Here is a 25,102-nt window from a genome sequence, read left to right as displayed (position 1 = left end):
AATGTAACGGGCCTCAGGGTTTGACCGAGGTGTAGGTGGCGCCGGTGCCGCGCGTACGCCACAAGGTCTTGACGGTGACGCCATCGCGTTGCAGCAGCGAACGCTCGTCGACCCAGGTGCGGTCGATGCGCAGGCGGCCGTAGACCTCGAAGAACTGCGTGGCGACGCCGTGCTGCTCGGCGTTGAACAGGCCGCCGTCGGCGGGCAGACCGGCATTGGCGTCCGCGAAGGTCTTGAAGTACGTGCGCGTGCGTCGTTCCACCAGCTGGCGCGCGTTGGCGATGGTGAGCGAGGGCAGGCTTGCGGCAATGACTTCGGCGGACGCCGTGTTGAGGTTGATCGGCGTTCGGATCGGCAGCACCGTGACGTAGGGCTCGAGCGCGGCCGCGGTCGCAGGCGAGAGGCCGAGCCACACGAGCTGCGACACCTCCTGCGGCATCAGCGGCGCGCTGGCGCCGTCGTCGGCCGGTGCGCCGGCCGAGGCATCGGTGGTGGTGTTCAGGGTGCGCGTCAGCGAGGCGACCATCGCGTTGAGTTCGGCGCCCGGCAGGTTCAGCAATCCGAACAGCTTGGTGAAGGCGGCGACCGCCGCTGGCACCGGCTTGCCCGCATTCACCAGCGTCAGCACGTTGAGCTTGGACTGCGCATCGACGATGCGGCCCGAGAGGAAGGCATCGGGCAGGCCCTCGAGCTGGTCGCTCGAGACGTTCTTGTCGGCCGCCAGGAAGCTGGTGAGCCGCGCTTCCTCGAGCGGCACGGCCCAGGGCTCGGCCAGGTGGTCGGGGCCGCCGGCGCGGCCGTCCTCGCGCAGGATCAGGCGCGACCAGTCGAGCGCGCCGACCAGCACCCAGGCCGCCTGCACGCGCGCGCGCTCGGCCGATTCGACCTCGGACGCGCGCCACTGCTGCCACAGCGCGGCGGCGGCGAAGGTGGCGACCAGCGTCACGGTGAGCATCGCGGCCAGCAGCGCGGCGCCGGCCTGCCGATGGCGTTGGTGGTGGCGTGGCGTCATGAGCGTTGCGATCCCACGGTGGGCCGCACCCAGTCGCGCGTGAGCGTGCCCGAGAGGCCGTCGCCCGGCGGCAGGGTGAGCACCAGCCGAACGCCGTCGGGCATGCTGACGATCGAGCCGGTCGGGGCCTGCGGATTGGCTGGCGTGGCCTGCAGTTCGCTCGCGGGCACCCAGACGTCGTTGCGGAAGTAGTAGAGCTGCCAGCTCTGCACCGGGATCAGCACCGTGTCGCTGAAGCCGTTGGGGCCGCCGTAGCTGCCTTGCGCACCGCCGTTTTCCTGCGCCCACGCGGCGGCCTGGGTCCAGGCCTGCTGCCAGGCGCCACGGGTGCTGAAGGGCGGCGACTGCCAGCGGCGCCAGCGCACGCCGTCGGGGCCGGCGCGCAGCGTCCAGGCCACCACCAGCACGCCGGGGTTGGCGGCGTCGCCGCCGCTGCGCGTGAGGCGCAGCACGCGGCCGTCCCAGTCGATCGGCCGCGTCTGCGCGAGCGCGACCACCGCGTCGAGGTCGGTGCTCCATTGCGCCAGCGTGGTCTGCAGCGTGAGCACCGCGTCGGCGCGCAGCTGGTTCTGCGAGGTGGCGCGCGACATGCCGTCGAGCCCACGCCAGCTGACCAGCGCGAGCAGCGCCATCACCGCGATCGCGACCAGCAGCTCGATCAGCGTGAAGCCGCGGGCGCGGGTTGTGCGGGCAGGCCTGCGGTTCATCAGTAGCGCCCCACCACCGTCGACAGGCGCAGGATCGGCGCATCGACCGCGTCGCGCACCTGCACGTCGACGCGGTTGAAATTGGGATTCAGCGTGGGGGACACGGTGGTCGTCACGTTGAAGCTCGCGCCGGCCTGGGCGCAGATGGAGCCCGAGATGCCCACCCCCGGCATCTGGCGCGCGAGCCGGGCTTTGGCCAGTTCGTTCTCGGCGCACAGGTCGGCCAGCAGCAGGTCGGACTGGCGCTGCGCGTTGCGAGTGAGCGCCATCGTCGCCTCGGAGCCCGCGGCCAGCGCGAGCGCGACGATGCCGAGCGCGATCAGCACCTCGATCAGCGTGAAGCCGCGGCGGCGCCGCGCGGCGGCCGCGGCGCGGGGGGCGCGCTGCCTCATGGATTGCTGACCGAGAAGGGGCGCAGGCCGTCGGTCGCGATGCGCAAGGTGCGCGCGGGCGGGCCGTCGGAGGACAGCAGCACCTGCTGGGGCGCGATGATCGGATCGGGGCCGAGCAGCAGCGCCGCGACCGGAATGCCGTTGGCGAAGAAGGCCTGCGCCGTCATGCCCTGCGAGGCCCAGCCGTTGGGCAGCGTGCCGGGCGGCAGGCCGTCGAACACGAAGCTGCCGCCCTCGACCAGGCGCCAGCGCACCGCGATGCCGCTGGCGCGCGACTGGGCACGGGCCGATTCGAGCAGCGCGGCGAGGCGGTCGGCCTCGCGGTCGAGCCGGGCCTGGCCGCTGTCGCGCATCGCGAAGCTCACGCCGGCCGTGGCGATCGCGATCACCGCGATCACCACGATCAGTTCGATCAGCGTGAAGCCCGCGGCCCGGCGGCCGGCGCGGCGTCTATTGCCAGCTGCCGATGTCGGCATTCTTGCCCTCGCCGCCGGCCTGTCCATCGGCGCCGAGCGAGAGCACGTCGATTTCGCCCTTGATGCCTGGGTTCATGTACTGGTAGGGATGACCCCAGGGGTCGTTCGGGAGCTTTTCGACGTAAGGCTTCCAGTTGGGGGCCGCCGGGCCGGTGGTCGGGCGCACCAGCAGCGCCTGCAGGCCCTGTTCGGCCGTGGGATAGCGCTGGTTGTCGAGGCGGTAGAGCTTGAGCGCCTGCATCAGGTTGTTGATGTCGGTCTTGGCGGCCGTCACGCGGGCGTCATCGGCCCGCTCGATCACGTTCGGCACGATCAGCGCGGCCAGCACGCCGATGATGACGAGCACCACCATCAGCTCGATCAGCGTGAAGCCGCGCTGGGCGGAACGGGTGGCGGCGCGAAGGAGTTTGGTCATGGATTTCGGTGACATGGTTCGGAAAGCGCGCTGCATGATAATCCGCGGCCATGACAAGTCCCTATACCGCCGCGCGCTGGCATGCGCCCCTCGCAACCACGGGCCTGTGGGCGCTCGCGGCCGGTGCGGCCGTGTTCTGGGGCCTGCGGCTGGCGTCGCCGGTGCAGACCGTCGCCGCGGCCGCTGCCGCCGGACGGCCCGCCGCGGCGGCCGACAACGACGCGGTGGCGCGGATCTTCGGCGTGCTGCCGGCCTCGAACAACGCGCCGGTGGCGCCCGAGGCGGCCAGCCGCTTCGCGCTCGCGGGCGTGGTGGCCGACCCCTCGAGCCAGGGCGCGGCGCTGATCGCCATCGACGGCAAGCCGCCGCGGCCCTTCCGCGTGGGCTCGCGTGTCGGCGAGGGCTACGTGCTGCAGTCGGTCGGACTGCGCTCGGCGACGCTGGGCACGCGGATGGATGCGCCGGCCGCGTTCACCTTGCAGCTGCCGGTGAAGGCGCCGATCAACGTGAGCGTGCCGCCGCCGATCGGTTCGGCACCCGTGATGCAGGCGCCTCCGAATCCTGGCGTACTGCCTGCGACCATGCCCGCGATGGCGCCTGCCGCCGCCGCGCTGCAGCCGCAGCCAGACGGGGCGGCAACGCCGCAGCCCGGGCAGGGCGGGGCGACCGCGCAGTAGCGCCGCGTTGGGCGGAAAGAAAAAAACCGGCAGCGCGCCGGTTTTCTTCTTTCAGGCCTGGAGGAACAGGCGGTACGCGGGGTTCGCGGTTTCTTCCACGTAGGGATAACCCAGGGTTTCGAGGAAAGCGTCGAATGCTTCGCCGTCGCCGGCGGGCACCTGCAGGCCGACCAGGATGCGGCCGTAATCCGCACCCTGGTTGCGATAGTGGAACAGGCTGATGTTCCAGTTCGGACGCATCAGGCTCAGGAACTTGAGCAGCGCGCCGGGACGCTCGGGGAAGATGAAGCGCAGCAGGCGCTCGTCGTGCGCGAGGCCGGTGCGCCCGCCGACGAGGTGGCGCAGGTGTTCCTTGGCGAGTTCGTCGTGCGTGAGATCGAGCGCGTCGAAACCGTTCTCGCCGAAGGCCTTGGCGATGACCGCCGACTCGCCGCGCGTCGAGGTCGTGAGGCCGACGAAGACATGGGCCTGGGCCGCGTCGCTGATGCGGTAGTTGAACTCGGTCACGTTGCGCAAGCCGCCGCCCGGAGTGGCCGCGTTCGTGTCGGCGTCGCCGATCGGCATCTGGCCGACCAGCTCGCACAGGCGCCGGAAGCTGCCGCGCTCCTCGGGGATCGTGACCGCGAACAGCGCTTCGCGCTCCTCGCCGACTTCCGCGCGTTCGGCCACGAAGCGCAGGCGGTCGAAGTTCATGTTCGCGCCGCTGAGGATCGCCGCGTAGGTCTCGCCATGGCGGCCATGCTGCGCCGCGTACTGCTTGATCGCCGCCACCGCCAGCGCGCCCGAAGGCTCGACGATGCTGCGCGTGTCGACGAACACGTCCTTGATCGCGGCGCAGACCGCGTCGGTGTCGACCGAGACGTAGTCGTCCACCAGGTCGCTCGCGACGCGGAAGGTTTCCTCGCCCACCAGCTTGACGGCGGTGCCGTCGGCGAACAGGCCCACGTCGGACAAGGTCACGCGCTGGCGCGCCGCGACCGATCGCATCATCGCGTCGGAGTCGTTCATCTGCACGCCGATCACCTTGATCTCGGGACGCACGGCCTTGATGTAGTTGGCCACGCCCGAGATCAGGCCGCCGCCGCCGATCGCGACGAAGACCGCATCGAGCCGGCCCTGGTGCTGCCGCAGGATCTCCATCGCGATCGTGCCCTGGCCCGCGATCACCTCGGGATCGTCGAAGGGGTGGACGAAGGTCAGCTTCTGTTCGGCCTGCAGTTCGAGCGCGCGCGTGTAGGCGTCGGAATAGCTGTCGCCATGCAGCACGACCTCGCCGCCGAAGCCGCGCACCGCATCGATCTTGAGCTTGGGCGTCGTCACCGGCATCACCACCACCGCGCGCGCGCCGAGCTTGCGCGCGCCGAGGGCCACGCCTTGCGCATGGTTGCCGGCCGATGCGCAGATCACGCCGTTGGCGAGTTGCTCGGCGCTCAGGTGCGCCATCTTGTTGTAGGCACCGCGCAATTTGAAGCTGAAGACGGGCTGCTGGTCCTCGCGCTTGAGCAGCACCGTGTTGCCGATTCGCTCGCTCAGCGCGCGCGCTTTTTCGAGGGCCGATTCGACCGCCACGTCGTACACGCGGGCGTTGAGAATTTTTCGGAGATAGTCAGCAGGTGTCAGTGCCGACGAGGGTGCATGGCGCACGATTGTTCCTGGGGAGAATTTTGTTAACAACGAATGATAAGAGGCATCGGGATTGCATACGGGAGATGACATGGACACAAATGTCATAACTCTCTTTCCCAACGCGCCTGCCGCCAATGATTCCGGTTTTTTTGGACGCACCTATCCCGCAGTCCCACCGGCCGCCGAAAAGTTCAAAGACGGACAGAATCTGTTATCAATTTCTGTCAGTGATCTTTCCGAAAAGTTGATGCACGCGGAGGCCGCGCGCGTTCAACGTGGGGAGATAGGACGCGCCACCTGGCAGGTGATGGGCAACAGATTGCGTGCGCATGTCCTTCCGCTGCTGGGGGATTTGCCCGCGCAGGCGTTCGGCACTCGCGATGCGCAGCGGCTCATCGATCGGCTCGGCGACGAGGGCTTCACGAGCACGACGATCGCGCAGTACCTCGTGCTGCTGCGCAAGGTCGTGATGCATGGCGTGCACATCGGTGTGTTGCGCGAAGCGCCGCTGTTTCCGAAGGTGAAGGTGCGCAGCCGGCCGCGCGGAAGCTTCAGCGTGGCCGAGTACCGCGCACTGATCGCCGCGGCGCGCAGGTTGCGCGGCCGATCGCATCCCGTGCTCGATGCACTCGCGCCCGGCGAGCGCTTCTGGATCGCGCGCGAACTGCTGGTGATGCCCGACGAGATGCCGTGGCTGATCCGCTGGATGGTCAACACCTTCGTGCGGCCGAGCGACATCAAGCTCATGAAGCACAAGCACATCGAGGTGGTGCGCGCGAAGCATGTCTACCTGCGCATGAACCTGCCGGAGACGAAGCGCCACAGCCAGCCCATCGTGAGCCTGCAGCCCGCGGTGCGTGTCTACGAACGCCTCGTCGCGCACCGCGCGCGACACGGCTTCGATGGCGCGGACGACTACATCTTCCTGCCGCAGCTCAAGAACCGCGAGCACGCGCTCGCGGTGCTCAACTTCCTCTTTCACTGGGTGCTCGAGGTCGAAGGCATCGAGAAGGGGCCGCTGGGGCAGGACCGCACGCTCTACTGCCTGCGCCATACCGCCATCACGTTGCGTTTGCTCTATGGGCAGGGCATCGACATGCTGACCTTGGCGCGCAATGCAAGAACGAGTGTCAACATGGTCGAGCGCTTCTATGCGTCGGTGCTCAATGGGGAAATGAATGTGGGGCTGTTGCAAAGCCGTCGGGGACGCACGGTGTGAGAGGGCTGCGATGAACCCGCCAGTCCTCGAGCCTTGAGGCCGGCGCCGCAGGCGCGGAAGAGGCGGATTCGGAAAGAGCGTCGACACAACGCTCGACACAGACGACCAAAAAGCCGCCCGGCGCGAACCGGGCGGCTTGGGATGAGAAGGATTCGATCTGGCGGGAGCCAGCATCGGAATCGGCTTCTTTCAGATCGGCTTAGAACGCGTGGCGGATGCCGATGTCGTAACCGGTGGCCGTGCGCGGAGCCCAGCCGAGGTTCTTCGCGGCGTCCAGGTAAGCGGGGGTGCCGCCCGTGGTCGCGCCCATCACGCCGGGGTTATTCTGGCCGTCCTTGATGCGGATGCGAGCCACCGTGGCGTACAGCGCGGTGCGCTTCGACAGGTTATGCACGTAGCCGATCGCGAACTTGTTCGCCGAGGCATCGCGGTTGCCGCCGAAGAGCGCTTCCGCGACGCTGAGCGGCGCGCCGTTCTTGAACTTGACCGTCGAGTACGAAGCGCGGATCAGGCCCGGGCCGACCGGCACCGTCACGCCCAGCAGGTAGCCGTTGTACTTGTCGCTCTGCGAGCTGGTGGCGAAGTAGGGGACCGACTGCAGCGTGAGGGGGTTCACGAAGCTCGAGCTCGCGCCCGTTTCGTTCTTGTCCTTCACGCGGGACACCTCGCCGAAGAGCTTGACCGGACCGAAGTCGTACGAAGCGCCGAGGTTGAAAGTGCTGATCTTGCGATCCTGCGAGCCGGTGATGAGCGACAGGTTGTTGATGGTCACGCTGTCGGCGGCGGTGCTTTGCCCGTAGGCGGCAGCCACGTCGATCGGGCCGTTGGCGTAGCCGAAGCGGCCGCCGACGTAGCGACCCTTGGTCGACGGGCTTTCGGGCAGGCCGCTCGACTTCACGTTCTCGTGCAGCGCGTACTGGATCTGGCCGTAGAAACCGCCCAGGTTCGGAGGCAGGAAGTATCCGATGCTGTTGCTGGCGCGGTAGTAGTTGTCGGTCTTGTCCACGGCGGAGCCGGGGCCGGACGAGGTCGACAGGTTGCTGTTGATCGTGGCGATGAGGTTGGTGCCGACGCCATTGGTGCCGAACGGATCGAACACGGTGTCGTTCCAGAAGGTCGAGGTGTAGTCGCGACCGAGGCGGACTTCACCGAAACCACCCGACAGGCTCACGGTCGAGCGGCGGCTGAAGTCGGCGACGCCCTTGGAGCCGTCGTCGTTGCTGATGGGGGCCTCGAGCCAGAAGCTGGCGGCCAGGCCGCCGCCGAGGTCCTCGGTGCCGCGGAAGCCGAGGCGGCTGGAGTTGTAGCCCGAACGCGAGAGCGCGGTCTGGCTTTGCTTCACGCCGACGGGTGCCACCAGGAAGGGGTTCGCGAGCGGGCTGTAGTAGGTGCTCTTCGTCGAGTAGTTGCTGACTGCGGCATCGACCACACCGAACAACGTGACGGAAGACTGGGCCGAGGCAACACCGGCAACAGCCAGGGCAGCCAGAGCAACTGCCCTTTGGAGCGGATGGCTAGAGTGGGCGCGGCGCCCAAGAAAAAAGCCCCGGGCCTTGCGGCTCGGGGCTAAATCCACCAATTGGAAGGGTGGAGGAGACAACTTGCACGCACCGGGGTGCGCAATGAAATAAAGTATATCGGTTGTTTGTTGCGATGCAACAAGCGAGTGACGCTTTTCCCACACAGATAACGATGCCGGGCGTGATTTTTGCCAGACATCCGGAACCGGAGTTCAAAAAAAGATGGAATGCACTGTAAGTTGGACCGGCAATGCGGGCGCGCGTTCGTCGATGGGCTTCGTGGCCGAGACGGGCAGCGGCCACGTCCTGATGATGGACGGGGCGCCCGATGCGGCCAAGCCCGAGAACGGCGGCCAGAACCTGGCGGCGCGTCCCATGGAGACGGTGCTGGCCGGCACCGGCGGTTGCACGGCCTACGACGTGGTGCTGATCCTCAAGCGCGGCCGCCACCAGGTGGAGCGCTGCAGCGTCAAGCTGACCAGCGAGCGGGCCGAGAAGGATCCCAAGGTGTTCACCAAGATCCACATGCATTTCACCGTGGCCGGCAAGGGAATTCCGGCCTCCGCAGTGGAGCGAGCGATCGCTCTCAGCCATGAGACCTACTGTTCCGCCAGCATCATGCTGGCCAAGACCGCGGAGATCACGACCAGCTTCGACCTGATCGAAGCCTGATCCTCCCGGGGGTCAGATCCGGTGCGCCACGGTCGTCATCACCCGTGAGGCGACGCGCATCAGGGCCTTGGCGGGCGGCGGCAGCTCGGCGGCGCCCGCGGCCACGGCGTTGTCGGCGTGCCGGGCCTCGTCGGCCTTCATCTGTTCGACCACCGCGCGCGAAGCGCTGTCCGCGGGGGGGAGCCGGTCCAGGTGGCTGTCCAGGTGGGCCTCGACCTGGCGCTCGGTTTCCGCCACGAAGCCCAGGCTCAGCGGATCGCCGAGCCGCCCGGCGACCAGGCCAAGCCCGAAAGCACCCGCGTACCAGAGTGGATTGAGCATCGAGGGGCGTGCGCCGAGCGCGTCCAGGCGCTCGCGCGTCCAGGCCAGGTGGTCCGTTTCCTCGTGCGCTGCCTCGAGCAGTTGCGCGCGCAGCAGGGGATCGCGCGCCACGGCCGCCTGCGCCGTGTAGAGCGCCTGCGCGCACACTTCCCCGACATGGTTGACGCGCATCAGCGCGCCGGCCTCGCGCCGCTCCGTGTCGCTCAATTCCCCGCCGGGCTGGGCGGGGACGGGGCTCGCGCGGGTGGCATGCGGACGGGCGAACAGCGTCCGCAGCGCGAAATCGGCGGCGGTCAGCAGGGGGTCGAGCGAAGTCGTCATGAAGGGATTGGAACGCAACTTGCCAAAGCACCAATTCCGGCAAGTTTGTTTCACATCATGAGATGGAAAGGCCCTAAGTCCTTTGTTGCATCACTGCAACGAAACGCGGGGAGGGTAGGAGATTTCGGCCGAATTGTTTTGCCCTGCCGCAGCGGCTCTGGTGCAATAGCGACAACTTCCCAAAAGGAGGTTGGCCCGGGGTCCGGTGGGAGCACAGAAGTGCCAGTCACGGTGAGCCCTTCGCGCCGGAGCCCTATGTTTAACCTTGGAGAAACTTGCAATGAAAAAATCTCTAGTTGCTCTGGCTGCCCTGGCTGTTGCCGGTGTTGCCTCGGCGCAATCGTCCGTGACGCTGTTCGGCGTGGTTGACGCTGCAGTCAGCGGCTATTCGACCAAGAGCAATCTGTACTACACGAACCCGTTCGCGGTTCCGTTCACGGTGCCGGGCTCGCTCAAGCGCAGCCAGACCGCTCTGTCGAACTCGGGCTACAACTCCAGCCGCATCGGCTTCCGTGGTACGGAAGACCTCGGTGGTGGCCTGGCAGCCAGCTTCTGGCTCGAAGCCCCGATCACGAACGACGACGGCAAGGGTGGTATCTCCAACTTCGCTCGCCGCTCGACCGTGAGCCTGTCGGGTGGTTTCGGTGAAATCCGTCTGGGTCGTGACTACACCGCCACGTTCTGGAACGACACCGTGTTCGACCCCTTCGGCACCAACGGTGTCGGTTCGAGCGCGATCTTCCGCACCAACGTGAACCTGGCTGCTACGCACGGCGGTACGCCGAACGGCGCCGCAGGCTCGGACAGCTATGTCCGCACCAGCAACGCCATCGCCTACTTCCTGCCCCCGAACCTGGGCGGTTTCTACGGCCAGTTCCAGTACGCTCTGCATGAGAACGTCAAGACCGACGAACTCAACGGCAGCCCGTCGAAGAAGGGTCGCTACATCGGTGGCCGCTTCGGCTACGCGAATGGTCCCCTGGACGTCGCAGCCGCCTACGGCATCGACACCAAGGACAGCCTGACCGACCTGACCGTCGCTGGCAAGGATCGTCTGAAGACCTTCAACCTGGGCGCTTCGTACGACTTCGGTCCCGTCAAGCTGTTCGGTGAACTGTCGCAAGTCAAGGACGCGTACAACCTGAGCTCGACGGTCACCCTGGGTGGCTTCCCGTACCTGCTGACGCAAGGCGTGTCGAACAAGTACAACGGCGCTCTGATCGGTGCGACGATCCCCGTCGGCCCCGGCCTGATCCGCGCTTCGTACTCGCAAGTGAAGTACAAGCCTGACTCGGCCATCGTGCCGTTCAACTTCTACAACAACGGTAGCAGCCGCGCCAGCCAGTTCGCTGTTGGCTATGTGCACAACCTGTCGAAGCGTACGGCTCTGTACGCTACGCTGTCGCGCATCTCCATCAAGGACGGCCAGAACAACCCTGGCGTGATGGGCATCACGACCGGCGGTTCGCCGGCCTACGGCACCCTGACGGGCTACACGTACGCTCCGAAGAGCGCCACGGGTTACGACTTCGGTATCCGTCACGCTTTCTAATTTGATGCTGGCGCAAGCCAGCTTCGAATCGAAAGATCAAAAAGCCGCTCGACGCAAGTCGAGCGGCTTTTTTTCATGGGCATTCCATCGGCCCTGGCGATGCCGGGATACCCTCGCGCACCGTTGCGAGATCGCATGCGCACCAAGCGCGTGCACCCCGGGGGAACCCCCGTGCGGGCACGCAGTTTGCACTGCTAGCATGCCTGCTCTTTTTCAGAACTGAATGATTGCCTTCGTACTGCGCCGCCTGATCCAGGCCGTGATCGTGATGGTCGCGGTCGCGTTCATCGCCTTCCTTCTCTTCCAATACGTGGGCGATCCGGTCGTGTTCCTGCTGGGCCAGGACGCCCGGCCCGAACAGATCCGCGAAATGCGCTCCGCGCTGGGGCTCGATCGGCCCTTCTTCGTGCAGTTCTGGCATTTCCTGGTGAATGCGGCGCAGGGCGAATTCGGCCTGAGCCTGCGCCAGGGCGCCAAGGTCTCGCGCCTGATCGGCGAGCGCTTCCCTGCCACGCTCGAACTCGCGCTGGTTGCGGCCGTGCTCGCGCTGCTGATCGGCATCCCGATGGGCGTGTACACCGCGCTGCGCCGCGGTACCTTCATGAGCCAGGTCTTCATGACCGTCTCGCTGCTCGGCGTGTCGCTGCCCACCTTCCTGATCGGCATCCTGCTGATCCTGGTCTTCGCCGTCACGCTCGGCTGGTTCCCGAGCTTCGGCCGCGGCGACACCGTGCAGATCGGCTGGTGGTCCACCGGCCTGCTCAAGCCCGACGGCTGGATGCACATCGTGCTGCCCGCGATCACGCTCGCGATCTTCCAGCTCACGCTGATCATGCGGCTGGTGCGCGCCGAGATGCTCGAGGTGCTGCGCACCGACTACATCAAGTTCGCGCGCGCACGCGGCCTCTCGAACCGCGCCATCCACTTCGGCCATGCGCTCAAGAACACGCTGGTGCCCGTGATGACCATCACCGGCCTGCAGCTCGGCGGCCTCATCGCCTTCGCGATCATCACCGAGTCGGTGTTCCAGTGGCCGGGCATGGGCCTGCTGTTCATCCAGGCCGTGACCTTCGCCGACATCCCAGTGATGGCCGCCTACCTGTGCCTGATCGCGCTGATCTTCGTCACCATCAACCTCATCGTGGACCTGCTGTATTTCGTGGTCGATCCACGGCTGCGCATCGGCAAGGCGGGAGGACATTGACATGAGCGCCACCCCCACCGCGGCCACTCCGCGCCTGCAGGCCAACGGCCGCGCCTTCGCCCACATCGCGAGCTTCTATCCCGAGATCGAGGCCTTCCGGCGCGACCTGCACGCGCATCCCGAACTGGGCTTCGAGGAGGTCTACACCTCGGGCCGCGTGCGCGAGGCACTGCGCGCCTGCGGCGTCGACGAGATCCACGACGGCATCGGCAAGACCGGCGTGGTCGGGGTGATCCGCGGCCGCTCCACCGCGAGCGGCCGCATGATCGGCCTGCGCGCCGACATGGACGCACTGCCGATGCGCGAGGACAACGACTTCGGCTGGCGCTCGTGCACCGAGGGCCTGATGCACGGCTGCGGCCACGACGGCCACACGGCGATGCTCGTGGGCGCCGCGCGCTACCTCGCCGAGACGCGCAACTTCGACGGCACCGCGGTGCTGATCTTCCAGCCTGGCGAGGAAGGCTACGCCGGCGCGCGCGTGATGATCGAGGACGGCCTGTTCGACCGCTTCCCGGTGCAGTCGGTCTATGCCATGCACAACTGGCCCGCGATGCCGGCCGGCACGGTCGGCATCAACCGCGGCGCGATGATGGCCGCGGCCGACCGCATCACGATCGAGATCAAGGGCAAGGGCGGCCATGGCGCGCATGCCTACCTCACGGTCGATCCCGTGGCCGTGGCGGCGCATCTGATCACCGCGGTGCAGACCATCGTCTCGCGCAACGTGCGGCCCATCGACGCGGCCGTGATCAGCATCTGCGCGATGCAGGCGGGCGACCTCGGCGCCTTCAGCGTGGTGCCGGGCGAGGCCACCCTCGTGGGCACCGTGCGAACCTTCAGCGCGCGCGTCCAGGCGCAGGTCGAGCAGCGGCTCGGCGAGCTCTGCAAGTCCGTGGCCGCGGGCTTCGGCGCCACCGCCACGCTGAAGTACGAACGCATCTACCCGGCCACCATCAACACCGCGCCCGAGGCCATGTTCGCGGCCGACGTGGCCGAGTCGCTGGTCGGCGCCTCCAATGTCGACCGCAGCCTCGAGCCCAGCATGGGCGCCGAGGACTTCTCGTTCATGCTGCAGAAGAAGGCCGGTGCCTACCTGCGCCTGGGCCAGGACGCGCGCCGCGGCGCCTTCCTGCACAACAGCCGCTACGACTTCAATGACGAGATCCTGCCGCTCGGCGCCGCGTTGCACGCGGGGCTGATCGAGCGGGGCATGCCGCTCGCCGCGACCCGCGGCGGGCAGCCGGAGAGAGCTGCCGCCACCGCGGCGCCTTGATTGTTTTGATCCCAACCCGAGGAGTGTTTCCCATGAGTCTCAGAAGAAATGTGGCCGCGGCCGCGGTCGTGTGCGCCCTGGGCGCCGTCAGCATGGTCGCCGGCGCGCAGACCATCCGCATCGCCAACCAGGGCGACGCGCTGTCGCTCGATCCGCACTCGCTCAACGAATCGCTGCAGCTCAGCGTGACGGCGAACGTCTACGAAACCCTCGTGGGCCGCAACAAGGACCTGAGCCTCGCGCCGCTCCTGGCCACCAGCTGGAAACAGACCTCGCCCGACGTCTGGCGCTTCGAGCTGCGCAAGGGCGTGGTGTTCCACGACGGCACGCCGTTCACCGCCGACGACGTGGTGTTCAGCTTCGCGCGCGCGCAGGGCGACGGCTCCGACATGAAGGCCACGCTCAGCGAGATCAAGGCCGTGCGCAAGGTCGGCGAGCTCGCCGTCGAGATCGAGACCAACGGCCCGTTCCCTATCCTGCCCGACGTGATCTCGCTGACGATGATCATGAGCAAGAAATGGTGCGAGGAGAACCAGGCCACCAAGCCGGTCGACCGCCGCAAGGGCATCGAGAACACGGCCTCGTTCAAGGCCAACGGCACCGGCCCGTTCCGCGTGCGCGAGCGCCAGCCGAACGTGCGCACGGTGTTCACGCGCAACGGCACCTACTGGGGCAAGATCGACGGCAACGCGCAGGAGATCGTCTTCACGCCGATCGCCAACCCCGCCACCCGCGTGGCCGCGCTGGTCTCGGGCGAGGTCGACGTGATGGAGCCGGTGCCCGTGCAGGACATCGCGCGCATCAACGCCGCGCCCAACGCGCGCGTGATCACCGGCCCCGAGCTGCGCACCATCTTCCTGGGCATGGACCAGAAGCGCGACGAGCTGCAGTACTCGAACATCAAGGGCAAGAACCCGTTCAAGGACAAGCGCGTTCGCCAGGCCTTCTACCAGGCCATCGACATCGCCGGCATCCAGCGCACCGTGATGCGCGGCGCCTCGCGGCCCACGGGCCTGCTGGTCGGCCCCGGCATCAACGGCTGGACCGCCGAGCAGGACAAGCGCCTGCCCTTCGACGTCGAGGCCGCCAAGAAGCTGCTGACCGAGGCCGGCTATCCGAACGGCTTCGAGGTCTCGCTCAACTGCCCGAACGACCGCTACGTCAACGACGGCCAGATCTGCCAGAGCGTGGCCGCCAACCTCGCGAAGATCGGCGTCAAGATCAACCTCGTGGCCGAGACCAAGGGCACCTACTTCCCGAAGATCCTGCGCCGCGACACCAGCTTCTACATGCTGGGCTGGACCCCGACCACCTACGACTCGCACAACGCGCTGAGCTCGCTGACCTCCTGCCCCGACGACAAGGGCACGGGCCAGTTCAACCTGGGCGCCTACTGCAATCCGAAGCTCGACGAGGTCACGAAGAAGATCCAGTCCGAGAGCGACAAGACCAAGCGCAACGAGCTGATCAAGGAAGCCTTCAAGATCCATGCGGACGACGTCGGCACGCTGCCGCTGCACCAGCAGTCGCTGGCCTGGGGCGTGAGCAAGAAGGTCGAGCTGGTGCAGCTGGCCGACAACTTCATGTATTTCAAGTGGATGAGCGTCAAGCCCTGACGCGGCCCTTCGCTGCTCTTGCGGCCTGACCATGGGCCCGCTTCTTGCGGGCCCATTCCTTTTGCTTCCACGATGAAAAAAACCATAGTCCGCTGGTTCGACAGCGACGTCGGCTACAGCTTCCGCACCTCGCCGGTGGCGATCGTCGCGGCGCTGATCGCGCTGACCTGCCTGTTCTGCGCGGTGTTCGCCGGCTGGGTGTCGCCGCACAACCCCTTCGATCTCGCATCGCTCGAACTCGGCGATGCGCGCCTGCCGCCGGCCTGGACCACCGACGGTTCGGCCAAGTACCTGCTGGGCACCGACGATCAGGGCCGCGACATCCTCTCGGCCGTGATCTACGGCGCGCGCATCTCGCTGATCGTCGGCGTGGTGTCGGTGGTGCTGTCGGTCTTCGTCGGCGTCGTGCTGGGCCTCTTGGCCGGCTTCTTCGGCGGCTGGCTCGACACCTTCCTCATGCGGCTGTGCGACGTGATGCTGTCGTTTCCGCCGATCCTGGTCGCGCTGCTGATCGCCGGCGTGGGCCGCGCGCTGTTCCCGCATGCCAACGATTCGCTGGCCTTCGGCGTGCTCATCATCTCGATCTCGCTGACCGGCTGGGTGCAGTACGCGCGCACCGTGCGCGGCTCCACGCTGGTGGAACGCAGCAAGGAATACGTGCAGGCCGCGCGCGTCACCGGCGTCGCGCCGCTGCGCATCATGCTGCGCCACGTGCTGCCCAACGTGCTCGGGCCGGTGATGGTGCTGGCCACGATCCAGGTCGCGACCGCGATCATCACCGAGGCCACGCTGTCCTTCCTCGGCGTCGGCGTGCCGCCGACCTCGCCCTCGCTGGGCACGCTCATCAGCATCGGCAACCAGTACCTGTTCTCGGGCGAATGGTGGATCACCGTGTTCCCCGGCGCGATGCTGGTGCTGATCGCGCTCAGCGTGAACCTGCTGGGCGACTGGCTGCGCGATGCGCTCAACCCGCGGCTGCGCTGAAGAAGCGGGAGACACGCCATGACACTGCTCCAGGTCAAGAACCTCGTCGTCGAATTCCCGAACCGCCGCGGCACCCTGCGCGCGCTCGACGACATCTCCTTCGACATCGCACCCGGCGAGATCCTCGGCGTGGTCGGCGAATCGGGCGCGGGCAAGTCGCTCACCGGCGCCTCGATCATCGGCCTGCTCGAGCCGCCGGGCCGCGTGGCCGGCGGCCAGATCCTGCTCGAGGGCCAGCGCATCGACAACCTCGGCTTCGACGCCATGCGGCCGATCCGCGGCCGCAAGATCGGCGCGATCTTCCAGGACCCGCTGACTTCGCTGAACCCGCTTTACACGGTGGGCCGGCAGCTCATCGAGACCATCCGCACCCACCTGCCCGTGACCGAATCGGAAGCGCGCAAGCGTGCCATCGGCCTGCTGCAGGACACCGGCATTCCCGCCGCCGAGCAGCGCATCGACCATTTCCCGCACCAGTTCTCGGGCGGCATGCGCCAGCGCGTGGTGATCGCGCTCGCGCTCGCGGCCGAGCCCAAGCTGATCGTGGCCGACGAGCCGACCACCGCGCTCGACGTGTCGATCCAGGCGCAGATCATCCAGTTGCTCAAGCGCGTCTGCAAGGACCGCGGCGCGGCCGTGATGCTGATCACGCACGACATGGGCGTGATCGCCGAGACCTGCGACCGCGTGGCCGTGATGTATGCGGGCCGCATCGCCGAGATCGGCCCGGTGCACGAGGTCATCCACCAGGCGGCGCATCCCTACACCGCGGGCCTGATGGCTTCGATCCCCGACATGGCGAGCGACCGCGAGCGGCTGAACCAGATCGACGGCGCGATGCCGCGGCTCAATGCGATCCCCAGGGGCTGCGCCTACAACCCGCGCTGCCCGCGCACCTTCGCGCGCTGCCTCGAGGAGCGGCCCGAGCTGATGCACGCGGGCGCCACGCGCGCCGCCTGCTGGCTGCACGACGCGACCGATCCGCACACCGGCCAGGCCGAGATCGCGGCGAAGCATCACGACGTGCTCGCGGCCGGCGAACGCGCCACGCCCGAGGCGGCGGAACCGATCGTGGAGGTGACGCGATGAGCGCCGTGATCGAACCCGGCAAGGCCACCGGCGGCGAACCGCTCGTGGTGGCCCACGACCTCGCGCGCACCTTCGACGTCTCGCCGCCCTGGCTCAACCGCGTGCTCGAGCGCAAGCCGCGCGTGCTGCTGCATGCGGTCGATGGCGTGAGCTTCTCGATCGAGCGCGGCAAGACGCTCGCGCTGGTCGGCGAATCGGGCTGCGGCAAGAGCACGGTCGCACGGCTGCTCGTGGGCCTGTACGCGCCCACGCGCGGCGGGCTGCAGTTCGACGGCCAGGACGCGCACGCGGCCTTCAAGACCGCCGAGGGCCGCAAGCTGCGCCGCCGCATCCAGATGATCTTCCAGGACCCCTACGCGAGCCTCAACCCGCGCTGGATCGTCGAGGACATCATCGGCGAGCCGCTGCGCGAGCACGGCATCTTGAGCGATAGGGCCCAGCTGCGCGAGCGCGTGGGCCAGCTTTTGCAGTCGGTGGGCCTGTCGCCGCTGGACATGAGCAAGTACCCGCACCAGTTTTCGGGCGGCCAGCGCCAGCGCATCTCGATCGCGCGCGCGCTGGCCACGCAGCCGGAGTTTCTGGTCTGCGACGAGCCCACCTCGGCGCTGGACGTGAGCGTGCAGGCGCAGGTGCTCAACATCATGAAGGACCTGCAGCGCGAGCAGGGCCTGACCTACCTGTTCATCTCGCACAACCTCGCGGTGGTGCGCCACGTGGCCGACCAGGTGGGCGTGATGTACCTGGGGCGGCTGGTGGAGGTGGCGGACAAGCAGAAGCTGTTTTCGACGCCGCAGCATCCGTACACGCGCATGCTGCTCGACGCGATCCCGCAGATGAAGCACACGGGGCGCGCGCGCACGCCGGTCCAGGGCGAGGTGCCGAATCCGCTCAATCCGCCCGCGGGCTGCGCTTTCCATCCGCGCTGCCCGCATGCCAATGCGCGCTGCTCGGCCGAGCGGCCGAAGCTCCAGAGCATCCGCGGCGTGCAGGTGGCCTGCCATGCGGTGGAGGAAGGGCGGATCTGAAGATCGGGTCGGGCGCACGAAGATGTGCGCAAAGGCACAGCCGGGCGCGCCGCATCGCGGCACAGTGGCGCGGCTCCTTACGCACCGCGCCATGCCCTTTCCGATGACCCCTCTTCCTTCCGACGCCAGTGCGCTGCGCGCGCTCGACCGCCGCGGCTTCCTCATGGGCTCGGCGCTCGGCGCGACCGCCGTGCTGGGCGCGCTGGCCTCGGTCTCGCAGTCGGCGTCGGCCGCCGGTGAGGCGCCCGCGCGGCGCATGCCGGTGATCTTCATCGGCCATGGGTCGCCGATGAATGCGCTGGCCGACAACGGCTTCACGCGCCGGCTCGCGGCCTGGGGCCGCGAACTGCCGCGGCCCACGGCCATCCTCAGCGTTTCGGCGCACTGGCTCAGCAGCGGCGCGACCGGCGTCGGCGTGCAGGCCCGGCCCCGCACCATCCACGACTTCGGCGGCTTTCCGCAGGCGCTGCACGACATCGACTACCCGGCGCCCGGCCATCCCGCGCTCGCGCGCGAGGCGGCCGCGGCGGTGAAGCAGTCGCCGGTGGTCGCCACCGAGCAATGGGGCCTGGACCACGGCACCTGGACCGTGCTCAGGCATCTCTATCCGAAGGCCGACGTGCCGGTGTTCCAGCTCAGCATCGACTACGACAAGCCCGCGGCCTTCCACTACGCGGTGGGGCGCGACCTCGCCGCGCTGCGCGACAAGGGCGTGCTGGTGATGGGCAGCGGCAACGTGGTGCACAACCTGCGCGCCACCGACCGCGGCACGCCCGACGGCCCGGCGGCGAGCCGGCCCTGGGCCCAGACCTTCGACGATGCGGTGAAGGCCGCGCTGGCCGGGCGCGACGACCGCGCGCTGATCGGTTATGAAAGGCTCGCGGGCGCATCGACCGCGGTGGCCACGCCCGATCACTACTTCCCGTTTCTCTACGCGCTCGGCGCCGCGGGCGCGGGCGAGCGCGCGAAGACGGTCCACGAGGGCTTCCAGTCGGGCACGCTGAGCATGCGCTGCGTGCAGTTCGGCTGAGCTACTGCTCCTCGCCCCACGAGAACCCGTCGCGCGCGATCATCGCGCTCGACGCGCTCGGGCCCCAGGTGCCGGCCGCGTAGGGGCGCGGTCCGCCGTCGCTGGCCCAGCTGTCGATCAGCGGCTCGACCCAGCGCCATGCCTCCTCCTGCTCGTCGCTGCGCACGAACAGGTTGAGCCGGCCGTCGATCACGTCGAGCAGCAGCCGTTCGTAGGCACCCACGCGCTCGGAACCGAAGCGCTTGTCGAAGTCGAGGTCCAGCTGCACCGGCGCGAGCTGCGCCGCGCTGTCCTGGCGGCCGTTGCTGCGGCGGTTGTCCTGCGCCTGCGCGAGCATGTGCAGCTCGAGCCCGTCCTTGGGCTGCAGGTTGATCACGAACTTGTTCGCGCTGCCGGCCGGCGCGCGGAAGATCGCGTGCGGCGTCGGGCGGAAGTTGACCTCGATGCGCGCGTCGCGCGAGGCCAGCCGCTTGCCGGTGCGGATGTAGAAGGGCACGCCGGCCCAGCGCCAGTTGGCGATCTCGGTGCGCAGCGCGACGAAGGTCTCGGTGCGGCTCTCGCGGTCGACGCCGGGTTCGTCGCGGTAGCCGGGCACGCGCTCGCCGTAGGCCGTGCCGGCCGTGTACTGGCCGCGCACCGTGTGCAGGCCCAGCGTCTCGGGCGTCCAGGGCTTGAGGGCGCGCAGCACCTTGAGCTTCTCGTCGCGGATCGCGTCGGCGTGCGAGTTGATCGGCGGCTCCATGCCGATGGCGCACAGCAGCTGCAGCGCATGGTTCTGCACCATGTCGCGCAGCGCGCCGGTCTGGTCGTAGAAGGCGCCGCGCTTCTCCACGCCGAGGTCCTCGGCGATCGTGATCTGGATGTTGGCGATGTGCTCGCGGCGCCAGATGGGCTCGAACAGCGCGTTGCCGAAGCGCATCGCGAACAGGTTCTGCACCGAGGGCTTTCCGAGGTAGTGGTCGATGCGGAAGACCTGCTTCTCCTCGAGCACCTTGCCCACCGCGGCATTGATCGCGCGGTTGGAGGCCAGGTCGTGGCCCAGCGGCTTCTCGAGCACGATGCGGGTGCGCGCGCCGTTGAGGCCGGCGGCCGCGATCTGCTCGACCACCTGCGTGAACAGGCCCGGCGCGGTGGCGACATACATCACGACCGTTTCGGCATCGCGCTGCTTGAGCAGGTCGGACAGGCGCGCATAGTCGTCGGGCTTCGACAGGTCCATGCGCAGGTAGTGCAGCATCGAGGCGAACTTCTCGAACTCCTCGGGCGAGGGCCGCTTGGCGCCCTCGACGGCATTGAAGCGCGACTGGATCAGCTCGCGGTACTGGTCGTCCGACAGGTTGTCCCGCGCCACGCCGACGATGCGCCCGTCCTTCGGCAGGCTCCCGTGCCGGAAGGCCTGGAACAGAGCGGGCATCAACTTGCGCCATGCGAGATCGCCGGTGCCGCCGAACAGAACGAGATCGAAGCTCATGGGAACACTTTCCTTGGGTCTGGGGCGAGAGTAGGCAATGCGCCGGTCCGCCAATCGCGATGGTACTTGTACCAATTCCACGCACTTGTACTAAAGCTACGCTGCACCCACGGCCGGGAGGCCTTTTTTTATTGGACAAAGCGGAGAACTCCATGAAGAAGCTTCTTGTTGCGGCGGCGCTGCTGGGTGGATCGGCCATGGCATCGGCCCAGGGCACGGTCAACGTGATCTGCTCGGTGCAGGCCGAGTGGTGCAGCGTGATCTCGACCGTGTATGCGCGCACCACGGGCACCCGCATCAACATGGCGCTCAAGGGCTCGGGCGAGGCGCTCGCCCAGCTCATCGCCGAGAAGGACAACCCCAAGACCGACGTCTGGTTCGGCGGCACCGGCGACCCGCACCTGCAGGCGGCCGAGCAGGGCCTGACGCTCGAGTACAAGTCGCCCTCGCTGCCGCAGCTGCATCCCTGGGCCCAGCAGCAGGCCAAGCAGTCGGGCTACAAGACCGTGGGCATCTACTCGGGCCCGCTGGGCTTCGGCTACAACCCCGAGCTGCTGGCGAAGAAGAAGCTGCCGGTGCCCAAGACCTGGGCCGACCTGCTCAAGCCCGAGTACAAGGGCGACATCCAGGTGGCCAACCCCGCCTCGAGCGGCACGGCCTACACCATGATCGCCACGCTGGTGCAGCTCATGGGCGAGGACAAGGCCTTCGAGTACCTCAAGGCGCTGCACAAGAATGTCGGCCAGTACACGCGCTCGGGCACCGGCCCGATCAAGGCCGTGGCGCGCGGCGAGACCGCGGTGTCGATCAGCTTCGTGCACGACGGCCCGGGCGAGAAGATGCAGGGCTTCCCGGTCGAGACCATCACGCCGAGCGACGGCACCGGCGCCGAGATCGGCTCCATGAGCATCATCAAGGGCGCGCGCAACCTCGAGGCCGCGAAGAAGTTCTACGAATGGGCGCTCACGCCCGCCGCGCAGGAACTCGGCGCCGCCAACAAGCAGTTCCAGCTGCCGAGCAACGTCAATGCCAAGCTCGATCCGCGCATTCCCGACTTCAAGAAGATCAAGTTCATCAACTACGACTACGCCAAGTACGGTGCCAGCGCCGAGCGCCGCCGCCTGATCGCGCGCTGGGAGAAGGACGTCAACTCGCTGCCGCGCTAAGTGGAAGCGCGTTCCATCGGAGCCTCGCCCCGCGCGGCGGCCCCGCGCAATCCGGCATCGGAGGCCGCGGCGCGGCGCACCCAGCGCTGGATTCGCGCCTGGGTCTTGCTGGGCCTCGCGGCCTACCTGTTGCTGCCCTGGTATGCGATCCAGGATGCGACCTGGTACGAGGCCGTTCCGCAGGTCTTCGGCGGCGCCGAGGGCGCCAATGGCCTGATGCAGGCGGCCCTGCAGGGGCGCGCCTGGCTGTTCGTCGGGCTGGCGGGCCTGCTGGTCTGCGCCATCGGCGCCTGGCTGCCGCCGGGCCGCGCGCAGGGGCGTTGGCTGCTGGCCGGCGGCGCGGGCGGTGCGCTCGGGCTCGCGCTCGCGGGCTTCGCGATCGGCGCGCGCGGCTGGGCCTTCGCGGCGCTCGAGGCGCGTTTCGGCGAGCTCGGGGTCAACCAGTTCGGCATCGGCGCCGGCGGCTTCGTGGCGCTCTGTGCGCTGGTGCTGCTCGCGGCCTTCGGCATCGCGCGGCTCGGCCGCTTCAAGGGCGACCTGTTCGTGGCCGCCTCGGTGCTGGGCTGCGGCGTGCTGATGGCGCTGTTCATCGCCTATCCCGTGAGCCGCGCTCTGTCGGGCGCCTTCCTCGACGAGGATGGCCGCGTGTCGATGGCCGCCTTCCTCGCGCGGGTCTTCACCGAGCGCATCTGGGGCCTGGGCTGCCTCGCGGGCGGAGTGCGCTGCGGCGTGGCCTGGAACACGCTGGTGCTGGCGCTGCTCACGGCCGCGGGCACCACCTTCCTCGGCACGCTGATGGCGCTGATGGCCGAGCGCGGCAGCCGGCGCGGACAGGGCGCGCTGCGGGTGCTGGCGCTGCTGCCGATCATCACGCCGCCCTTCGTGGTGGGCCTCGGCCTGATCCTGCTGTTCGGCCGCGCGGGCATCGTCAACCAGCTGCTCGAAAACCTGTTCGGCATCGAGCCCACGCGCTGGTTCTACGGCATGCCCGGCGTGCTGGTGGCGCAGCTGTTCGCCTTCACGCCGATCGCCTTCATGATCATGCGCGGCGTGGTGCAGGGCATCGCGCCCAGCCTCGAGGAGGCCGCGCAGATGCTGCGCGCCGACCGGCGCCGCGCCTTCTTCACCATCACGCTGCCGCTGCTCAAGCCCGGGCTGGCCAACGCCTTCCTGGTGGGCTTCATCGAGAGCATCGCCGACTTCGGCAACCCGGTGGTGGTGGGCGGCCAGTTCTCGGTGCTGTCGACCGACATCTTCTTCGCCATCGTCGGCGCGCAGTACGACCAGGGCCGCGCGGCTTCGCTGGCCTGGGTGCTGACCTTGTTCGCGCTCGGCGTGTTCGCGCTGCAGCGCGGGCTGCTCGGCAGGCAGAACTACACCACCGTCAGCGGCAAGGGCGACGCCGGCATCCCGATGGCGCTGCCCGACGGCGTGCGCCGCACCATCCACTGCATCGCGCTGCCGTGGATCGCCTTCACGGCCGTGGTCTACCTGTTCGCCTTCGCGGGCGGCTTCGTGCAGACCTGGGGGCGCGACTACAGCTTCACCCTGCAGCACTTCAAGACCGCGTTCGCGCTCGAGTGGGGCCAGTTCGGGCTGGTGTGGGCCGGCACGGCCTGGAACTCGCTGCTCACCACGCTCAAGCTCGCGGGCATCTCGGCGCCGATCACCGCGGCACTGGGCCTGCTGATCGCCTGGCTGCTGGCGCGCAACGAGTTCAAGGGGCAGGGCGCCTTCGAGTTCGGCGCGCTGCTGGCCTTCGCGATCCCGGGCACGGTGCTCGGCGTGAGCTACATCCTGGCCTTCAACGTGCCGCCGTTCGAGCTCACGGGCACCGGGCTTATCATCGTGCTGTGCTTCATGTTCCGCAACCTGCCGGTGGGCGTGCGCGCGGGCACGGCGGCCTTCAAGCAACTCGACCGCTCGCTCGACGAGGCCTCGCTGATGCTGCGCGCCTCGACCTCGCAGACGCTGTTCAAGGTGGTGCTGCCGCTGCTCAAGCCGGCGCTGGTGGCGGCGCTGGTCTACAGCTTCGTGCGCGCGATGACGACCGTGAGCGCGGTGATCTTCCTGGTCACGGCCGAGAACGAACTCGCCACCACCTACATCATCGGCCGCGTCGGCAACGGCGACTACGGCATCGCGCTGGCCTATTGCACCGTGCTGATGATCCTGATGTCGCTCGCGATCGCGCTGGTGCAGTGGGTGGTGGGCGAACGCAGGCTGGGACGGCGCGGCACGGCGCCGGGGCACCAGGGGCATCACAAGATGGAGGGGCTGGCATGAGCACGGGCATCGAGTTTCGCGACGTCACCAAGCGCTACGGTGCCGACCGCAACGCGCCGCTGGCGGTCAAGGGCATCAGCTTCGAGGTGCCCGAGGGCACGCTGACCACCATTCTCGGCCCCTCGGGCTGCGGCAAGACCACCACCCTGCGCATGATCGCGGGGCTCGAGTCGCCGACCTCGGGCGCGATCTTCATGGGCGGGCGCGACGTCACCACGCTCGGACCGGCCGAGCGCAACGTCAGCATGATGTTCCAGAGCTATGCGCTGTTCCCGCACATGGACGTGATCGGCAACGTGGGCTATGGCCTGCGCATGAGCGGCGTGAAGAAGGACGAGGCCACGGCGCGTGCGCGCGAGGCGCTGCGCGGCGTGGGCCTGGTGGGCTTCGACCAGCGGCTGCCGAGCGAGCTCTCGGGCGGCCAGCAGCAGCGCGTGGCGCTGGCGCGCGCGCTGGTGCTCGAGCCCGCGGTGCTGCTGTTCGACGAGCCGCTGTCGAACCTCGACGCGCGGCTGCGGCGCGAGATGCGCGAGGAGATCCGCTCGCTGCAGCAGCGGCTCGGGCTCACGGTGGCCTACGTCACGCACGACCAGAGCGAGGCGCTGGCCGTGAGCGACCAGATCATCGTGATGGACCATGGCGTGATCGCCCAGCGCGGCACGCCCGAGCAGCTCTACGGCCGGCCCGAGAGCGAGTTCGTCGCGGGCTTCATGGGCGAGGCGATGGTGTTCCCGGCCGTGGCCGGCGCCGACGGCGACGTCACGCTCGGGCCGCTGCGGCTGCGGCCGCGTCATGCGGTGGCGCCGGGCGCGGTCAAGGTGGCGGTGCGGCCCGAGGCCTGGCGCATCGGCGAGGCTTCGGCGGCCGACACCGGCCTGCCGGCCACGCTGAAGAAGGTGGCCTACCTCGGCAGCTTCTACGAGTACGGCTTCGACACGCCGCTGGGCGCGGTCTTCGTGGTCTCGACCGACCTGTCGAACCCGCTGGCCGCGGGCGCGCAGACCCGGCTCTCCCTGGGGGCGCACGGCGTCAGCGTGGTGTAGCG

At 68.3% G+C, this 25,102-nt stretch carries 23 protein-coding genes; 14 read left to right on the top strand and 9 right to left on the bottom strand.

What is annotated here, in order from left to right:
- Positions 1-13: 13 nt before the first annotated feature.
- The 5 genes from gspK to gspG are packed head-to-tail and all read right to left on the bottom strand — an operon-like array spanning position 14 to position 3,002.
- The gene (gene gspK / locus ACEN9J_RS14425) at positions 14-1,012 is read right to left on the bottom strand and encodes a type II secretion system minor pseudopilin GspK (RefSeq protein ID WP_057594108.1); all 999 of its coding nucleotides are present in this window, start codon (positions 1,010-1,012) and stop codon (positions 14-16) included.
- Positions 1,009-1,719, bottom strand: coding sequence for a type II secretion system protein J (locus ACEN9J_RS14420; protein ID WP_413764411.1), 711 nt, complete (start codon positions 1,717-1,719; stop codon positions 1,009-1,011). The genes gspK and ACEN9J_RS14420 overlap by 4 nt, the downstream gene beginning before the upstream one ends.
- Complete coding sequence (gene gspI / locus ACEN9J_RS14415; RefSeq protein WP_057594106.1) at positions 1,719-2,111, bottom strand: type II secretion system minor pseudopilin GspI; 393 nt, start codon at positions 2,109-2,111, stop codon at positions 1,719-1,721. Before gspI ends, ACEN9J_RS14420 begins: the two co-directional genes overlap by 1 nt.
- A complete protein-coding gene (locus ACEN9J_RS14410; RefSeq protein WP_057594105.1) occupies positions 2,108-2,587 on the bottom strand; it encodes a prepilin-type N-terminal cleavage/methylation domain-containing protein in 480 nt (159 codons plus the stop codon). The genes gspI and ACEN9J_RS14410 overlap by 4 nt, the downstream gene beginning before the upstream one ends.
- A complete protein-coding gene (gene gspG / locus ACEN9J_RS14405) occupies positions 2,562-3,002 on the bottom strand; it encodes a type II secretion system major pseudopilin GspG (protein ID WP_057594104.1) in 441 nt (146 codons plus the stop codon). Before gspG ends, ACEN9J_RS14410 begins: the two co-directional genes overlap by 26 nt.
- Before the next feature lie 50 nt (positions 3,003-3,052).
- Here gspG and ACEN9J_RS14400 point away from each other — a divergent pair, with 50 nt between their 5' ends.
- Positions 3,053-3,679: a type II secretion system protein N gene (locus ACEN9J_RS14400; protein WP_413764410.1), complete on the top strand. Its 627-nt coding sequence runs from the start codon at positions 3,053-3,055 to the stop codon at positions 3,677-3,679.
- 51 nt (positions 3,680-3,730) lie between these two features.
- Here the strand turns inward: ACEN9J_RS14400 and ilvA are convergent, their stop codons facing one another.
- Positions 3,731-5,323, bottom strand: a complete 1,593-nt coding sequence (gene ilvA, locus ACEN9J_RS14395; protein ID WP_172705316.1) for a threonine ammonia-lyase, biosynthetic — start codon at positions 5,321-5,323, stop codon at positions 3,731-3,733.
- A 70-nt stretch (positions 5,324-5,393) separates the two neighbouring features.
- Here ilvA and ACEN9J_RS14390 point away from each other — a divergent pair, with 70 nt between their 5' ends.
- Positions 5,394-6,524: a hypothetical protein gene (locus ACEN9J_RS14390; protein WP_057594102.1), complete on the top strand. Its 1,131-nt coding sequence runs from the start codon at positions 5,394-5,396 to the stop codon at positions 6,522-6,524.
- 199 nt (positions 6,525-6,723) lie between these two features.
- Here ACEN9J_RS14390 and ACEN9J_RS14385 read toward each other — a convergent pair whose 3' ends face one another.
- The gene (locus tag ACEN9J_RS14385; protein ID WP_261210123.1) at positions 6,724-8,013 is read right to left on the bottom strand and encodes a porin; all 1,290 of its coding nucleotides are present in this window, start codon (positions 8,011-8,013) and stop codon (positions 6,724-6,726) included.
- Between the two features lie 253 nt (positions 8,014-8,266).
- On the opposite strand from ACEN9J_RS14385, the gene ACEN9J_RS14380 reads away from it, so the two are divergent.
- Positions 8,267-8,716, top strand: coding sequence for an OsmC family protein (locus ACEN9J_RS14380; RefSeq protein WP_057594099.1), 450 nt, complete (start codon positions 8,267-8,269; stop codon positions 8,714-8,716).
- A gap of 12 nt (positions 8,717-8,728) precedes the next feature.
- Here ACEN9J_RS14380 and coq7 read toward each other — a convergent pair whose 3' ends face one another.
- Positions 8,729-9,358: a 2-polyprenyl-3-methyl-6-methoxy-1,4-benzoquinone monooxygenase gene (gene coq7, locus ACEN9J_RS14375; RefSeq protein ID WP_413764409.1), complete on the bottom strand. Its 630-nt coding sequence runs from the start codon at positions 9,356-9,358 to the stop codon at positions 8,729-8,731.
- 280 nt (positions 9,359-9,638) lie between these two features.
- Here coq7 and ACEN9J_RS14370 point away from each other — a divergent pair, with 280 nt between their 5' ends.
- From ACEN9J_RS14370 to ygiD, 8 genes are all read left to right on the top strand, one after another.
- The gene (locus ACEN9J_RS14370) at positions 9,639-10,910 is read left to right on the top strand and encodes a porin (protein WP_296731284.1); all 1,272 of its coding nucleotides are present in this window, start codon (positions 9,639-9,641) and stop codon (positions 10,908-10,910) included.
- 223 nt (positions 10,911-11,133) lie between these two features.
- Positions 11,134-12,114 (top strand): ABC transporter permease, encoded by a 981-nt coding sequence (locus tag ACEN9J_RS14365; protein WP_057594098.1) that lies wholly within the window; start codon positions 11,134-11,136, stop codon positions 12,112-12,114.
- Between the two features lies 1 nt (position 12,115).
- Complete coding sequence (locus tag ACEN9J_RS14360; RefSeq protein ID WP_057594097.1) at positions 12,116-13,390, top strand: M20 aminoacylase family protein; 1,275 nt, start codon at positions 12,116-12,118, stop codon at positions 13,388-13,390.
- Between the two features lie 32 nt (positions 13,391-13,422).
- Positions 13,423-15,006, top strand: a complete 1,584-nt coding sequence (locus ACEN9J_RS14355; RefSeq protein WP_261209644.1) for an ABC transporter substrate-binding protein — start codon at positions 13,423-13,425, stop codon at positions 15,004-15,006.
- Between the two features lie 72 nt (positions 15,007-15,078).
- Positions 15,079-15,990 (top strand): ABC transporter permease, encoded by a 912-nt coding sequence (locus tag ACEN9J_RS14350; RefSeq protein ID WP_057594095.1) that lies wholly within the window; start codon positions 15,079-15,081, stop codon positions 15,988-15,990.
- Between the two features lie 18 nt (positions 15,991-16,008).
- The gene (locus ACEN9J_RS14345) at positions 16,009-17,079 is read left to right on the top strand and encodes an ABC transporter ATP-binding protein (RefSeq protein ID WP_057594094.1); all 1,071 of its coding nucleotides are present in this window, start codon (positions 16,009-16,011) and stop codon (positions 17,077-17,079) included.
- Entirely contained in the window at positions 17,076-18,104 is a 1,029-nt protein-coding gene (locus ACEN9J_RS14340; protein WP_413764408.1) for an ABC transporter ATP-binding protein, read from the top strand. Before ACEN9J_RS14345 ends, ACEN9J_RS14340 begins: the two co-directional genes overlap by 4 nt.
- A 91-nt stretch (positions 18,105-18,195) precedes the next feature.
- Complete coding sequence (gene ygiD / locus ACEN9J_RS14335; RefSeq protein ID WP_413764407.1) at positions 18,196-19,134, top strand: 4,5-DOPA dioxygenase extradiol; 939 nt, start codon at positions 18,196-18,198, stop codon at positions 19,132-19,134.
- Between the two features lies 1 nt (position 19,135).
- On the opposite strand, the gene zwf is transcribed toward ygiD, so the two are convergent.
- Positions 19,136-20,605: a glucose-6-phosphate dehydrogenase gene (gene zwf / locus ACEN9J_RS14330; RefSeq protein WP_413764406.1), complete on the bottom strand. Its 1,470-nt coding sequence runs from the start codon at positions 20,603-20,605 to the stop codon at positions 19,136-19,138.
- A 152-nt stretch (positions 20,606-20,757) separates the two neighbouring features.
- On the opposite strand from zwf, the gene ACEN9J_RS14325 reads away from it, so the two are divergent.
- Genes ACEN9J_RS14325 through ACEN9J_RS14315 form a run of 3 tightly spaced genes read left to right on the top strand, consistent with a single transcriptional unit; the run spans position 20,758 to position 25,100 of the window.
- On the top strand, positions 20,758-21,771 hold the full coding sequence (locus tag ACEN9J_RS14325) for an ABC transporter substrate-binding protein (protein WP_413764405.1): 1,014 nt from the start codon (positions 20,758-20,760) through the stop codon (positions 21,769-21,771).
- Positions 21,772-24,057 (top strand): ABC transporter permease, encoded by a 2,286-nt coding sequence (locus tag ACEN9J_RS14320; RefSeq protein ID WP_413764404.1) that lies wholly within the window; start codon positions 21,772-21,774, stop codon positions 24,055-24,057.
- Positions 24,054-25,100, top strand: coding sequence for an ABC transporter ATP-binding protein (locus ACEN9J_RS14315; protein WP_057594088.1), 1,047 nt, complete (start codon positions 24,054-24,056; stop codon positions 25,098-25,100). The genes ACEN9J_RS14320 and ACEN9J_RS14315 overlap by 4 nt, the downstream gene beginning before the upstream one ends.
- Positions 25,101-25,102: the final 2 nt, after the last annotated feature.

The organism is Variovorax sp. Varisp41 (assembly GCF_047325085.1).
Taxonomy (GTDB): Bacteria; Pseudomonadota; Gammaproteobacteria; order Burkholderiales; family Burkholderiaceae_C; genus Variovorax.
Note: the sequence above shows the minus strand (reverse complement) of the source record. Positions and strands in the feature narration are given on the sequence as shown.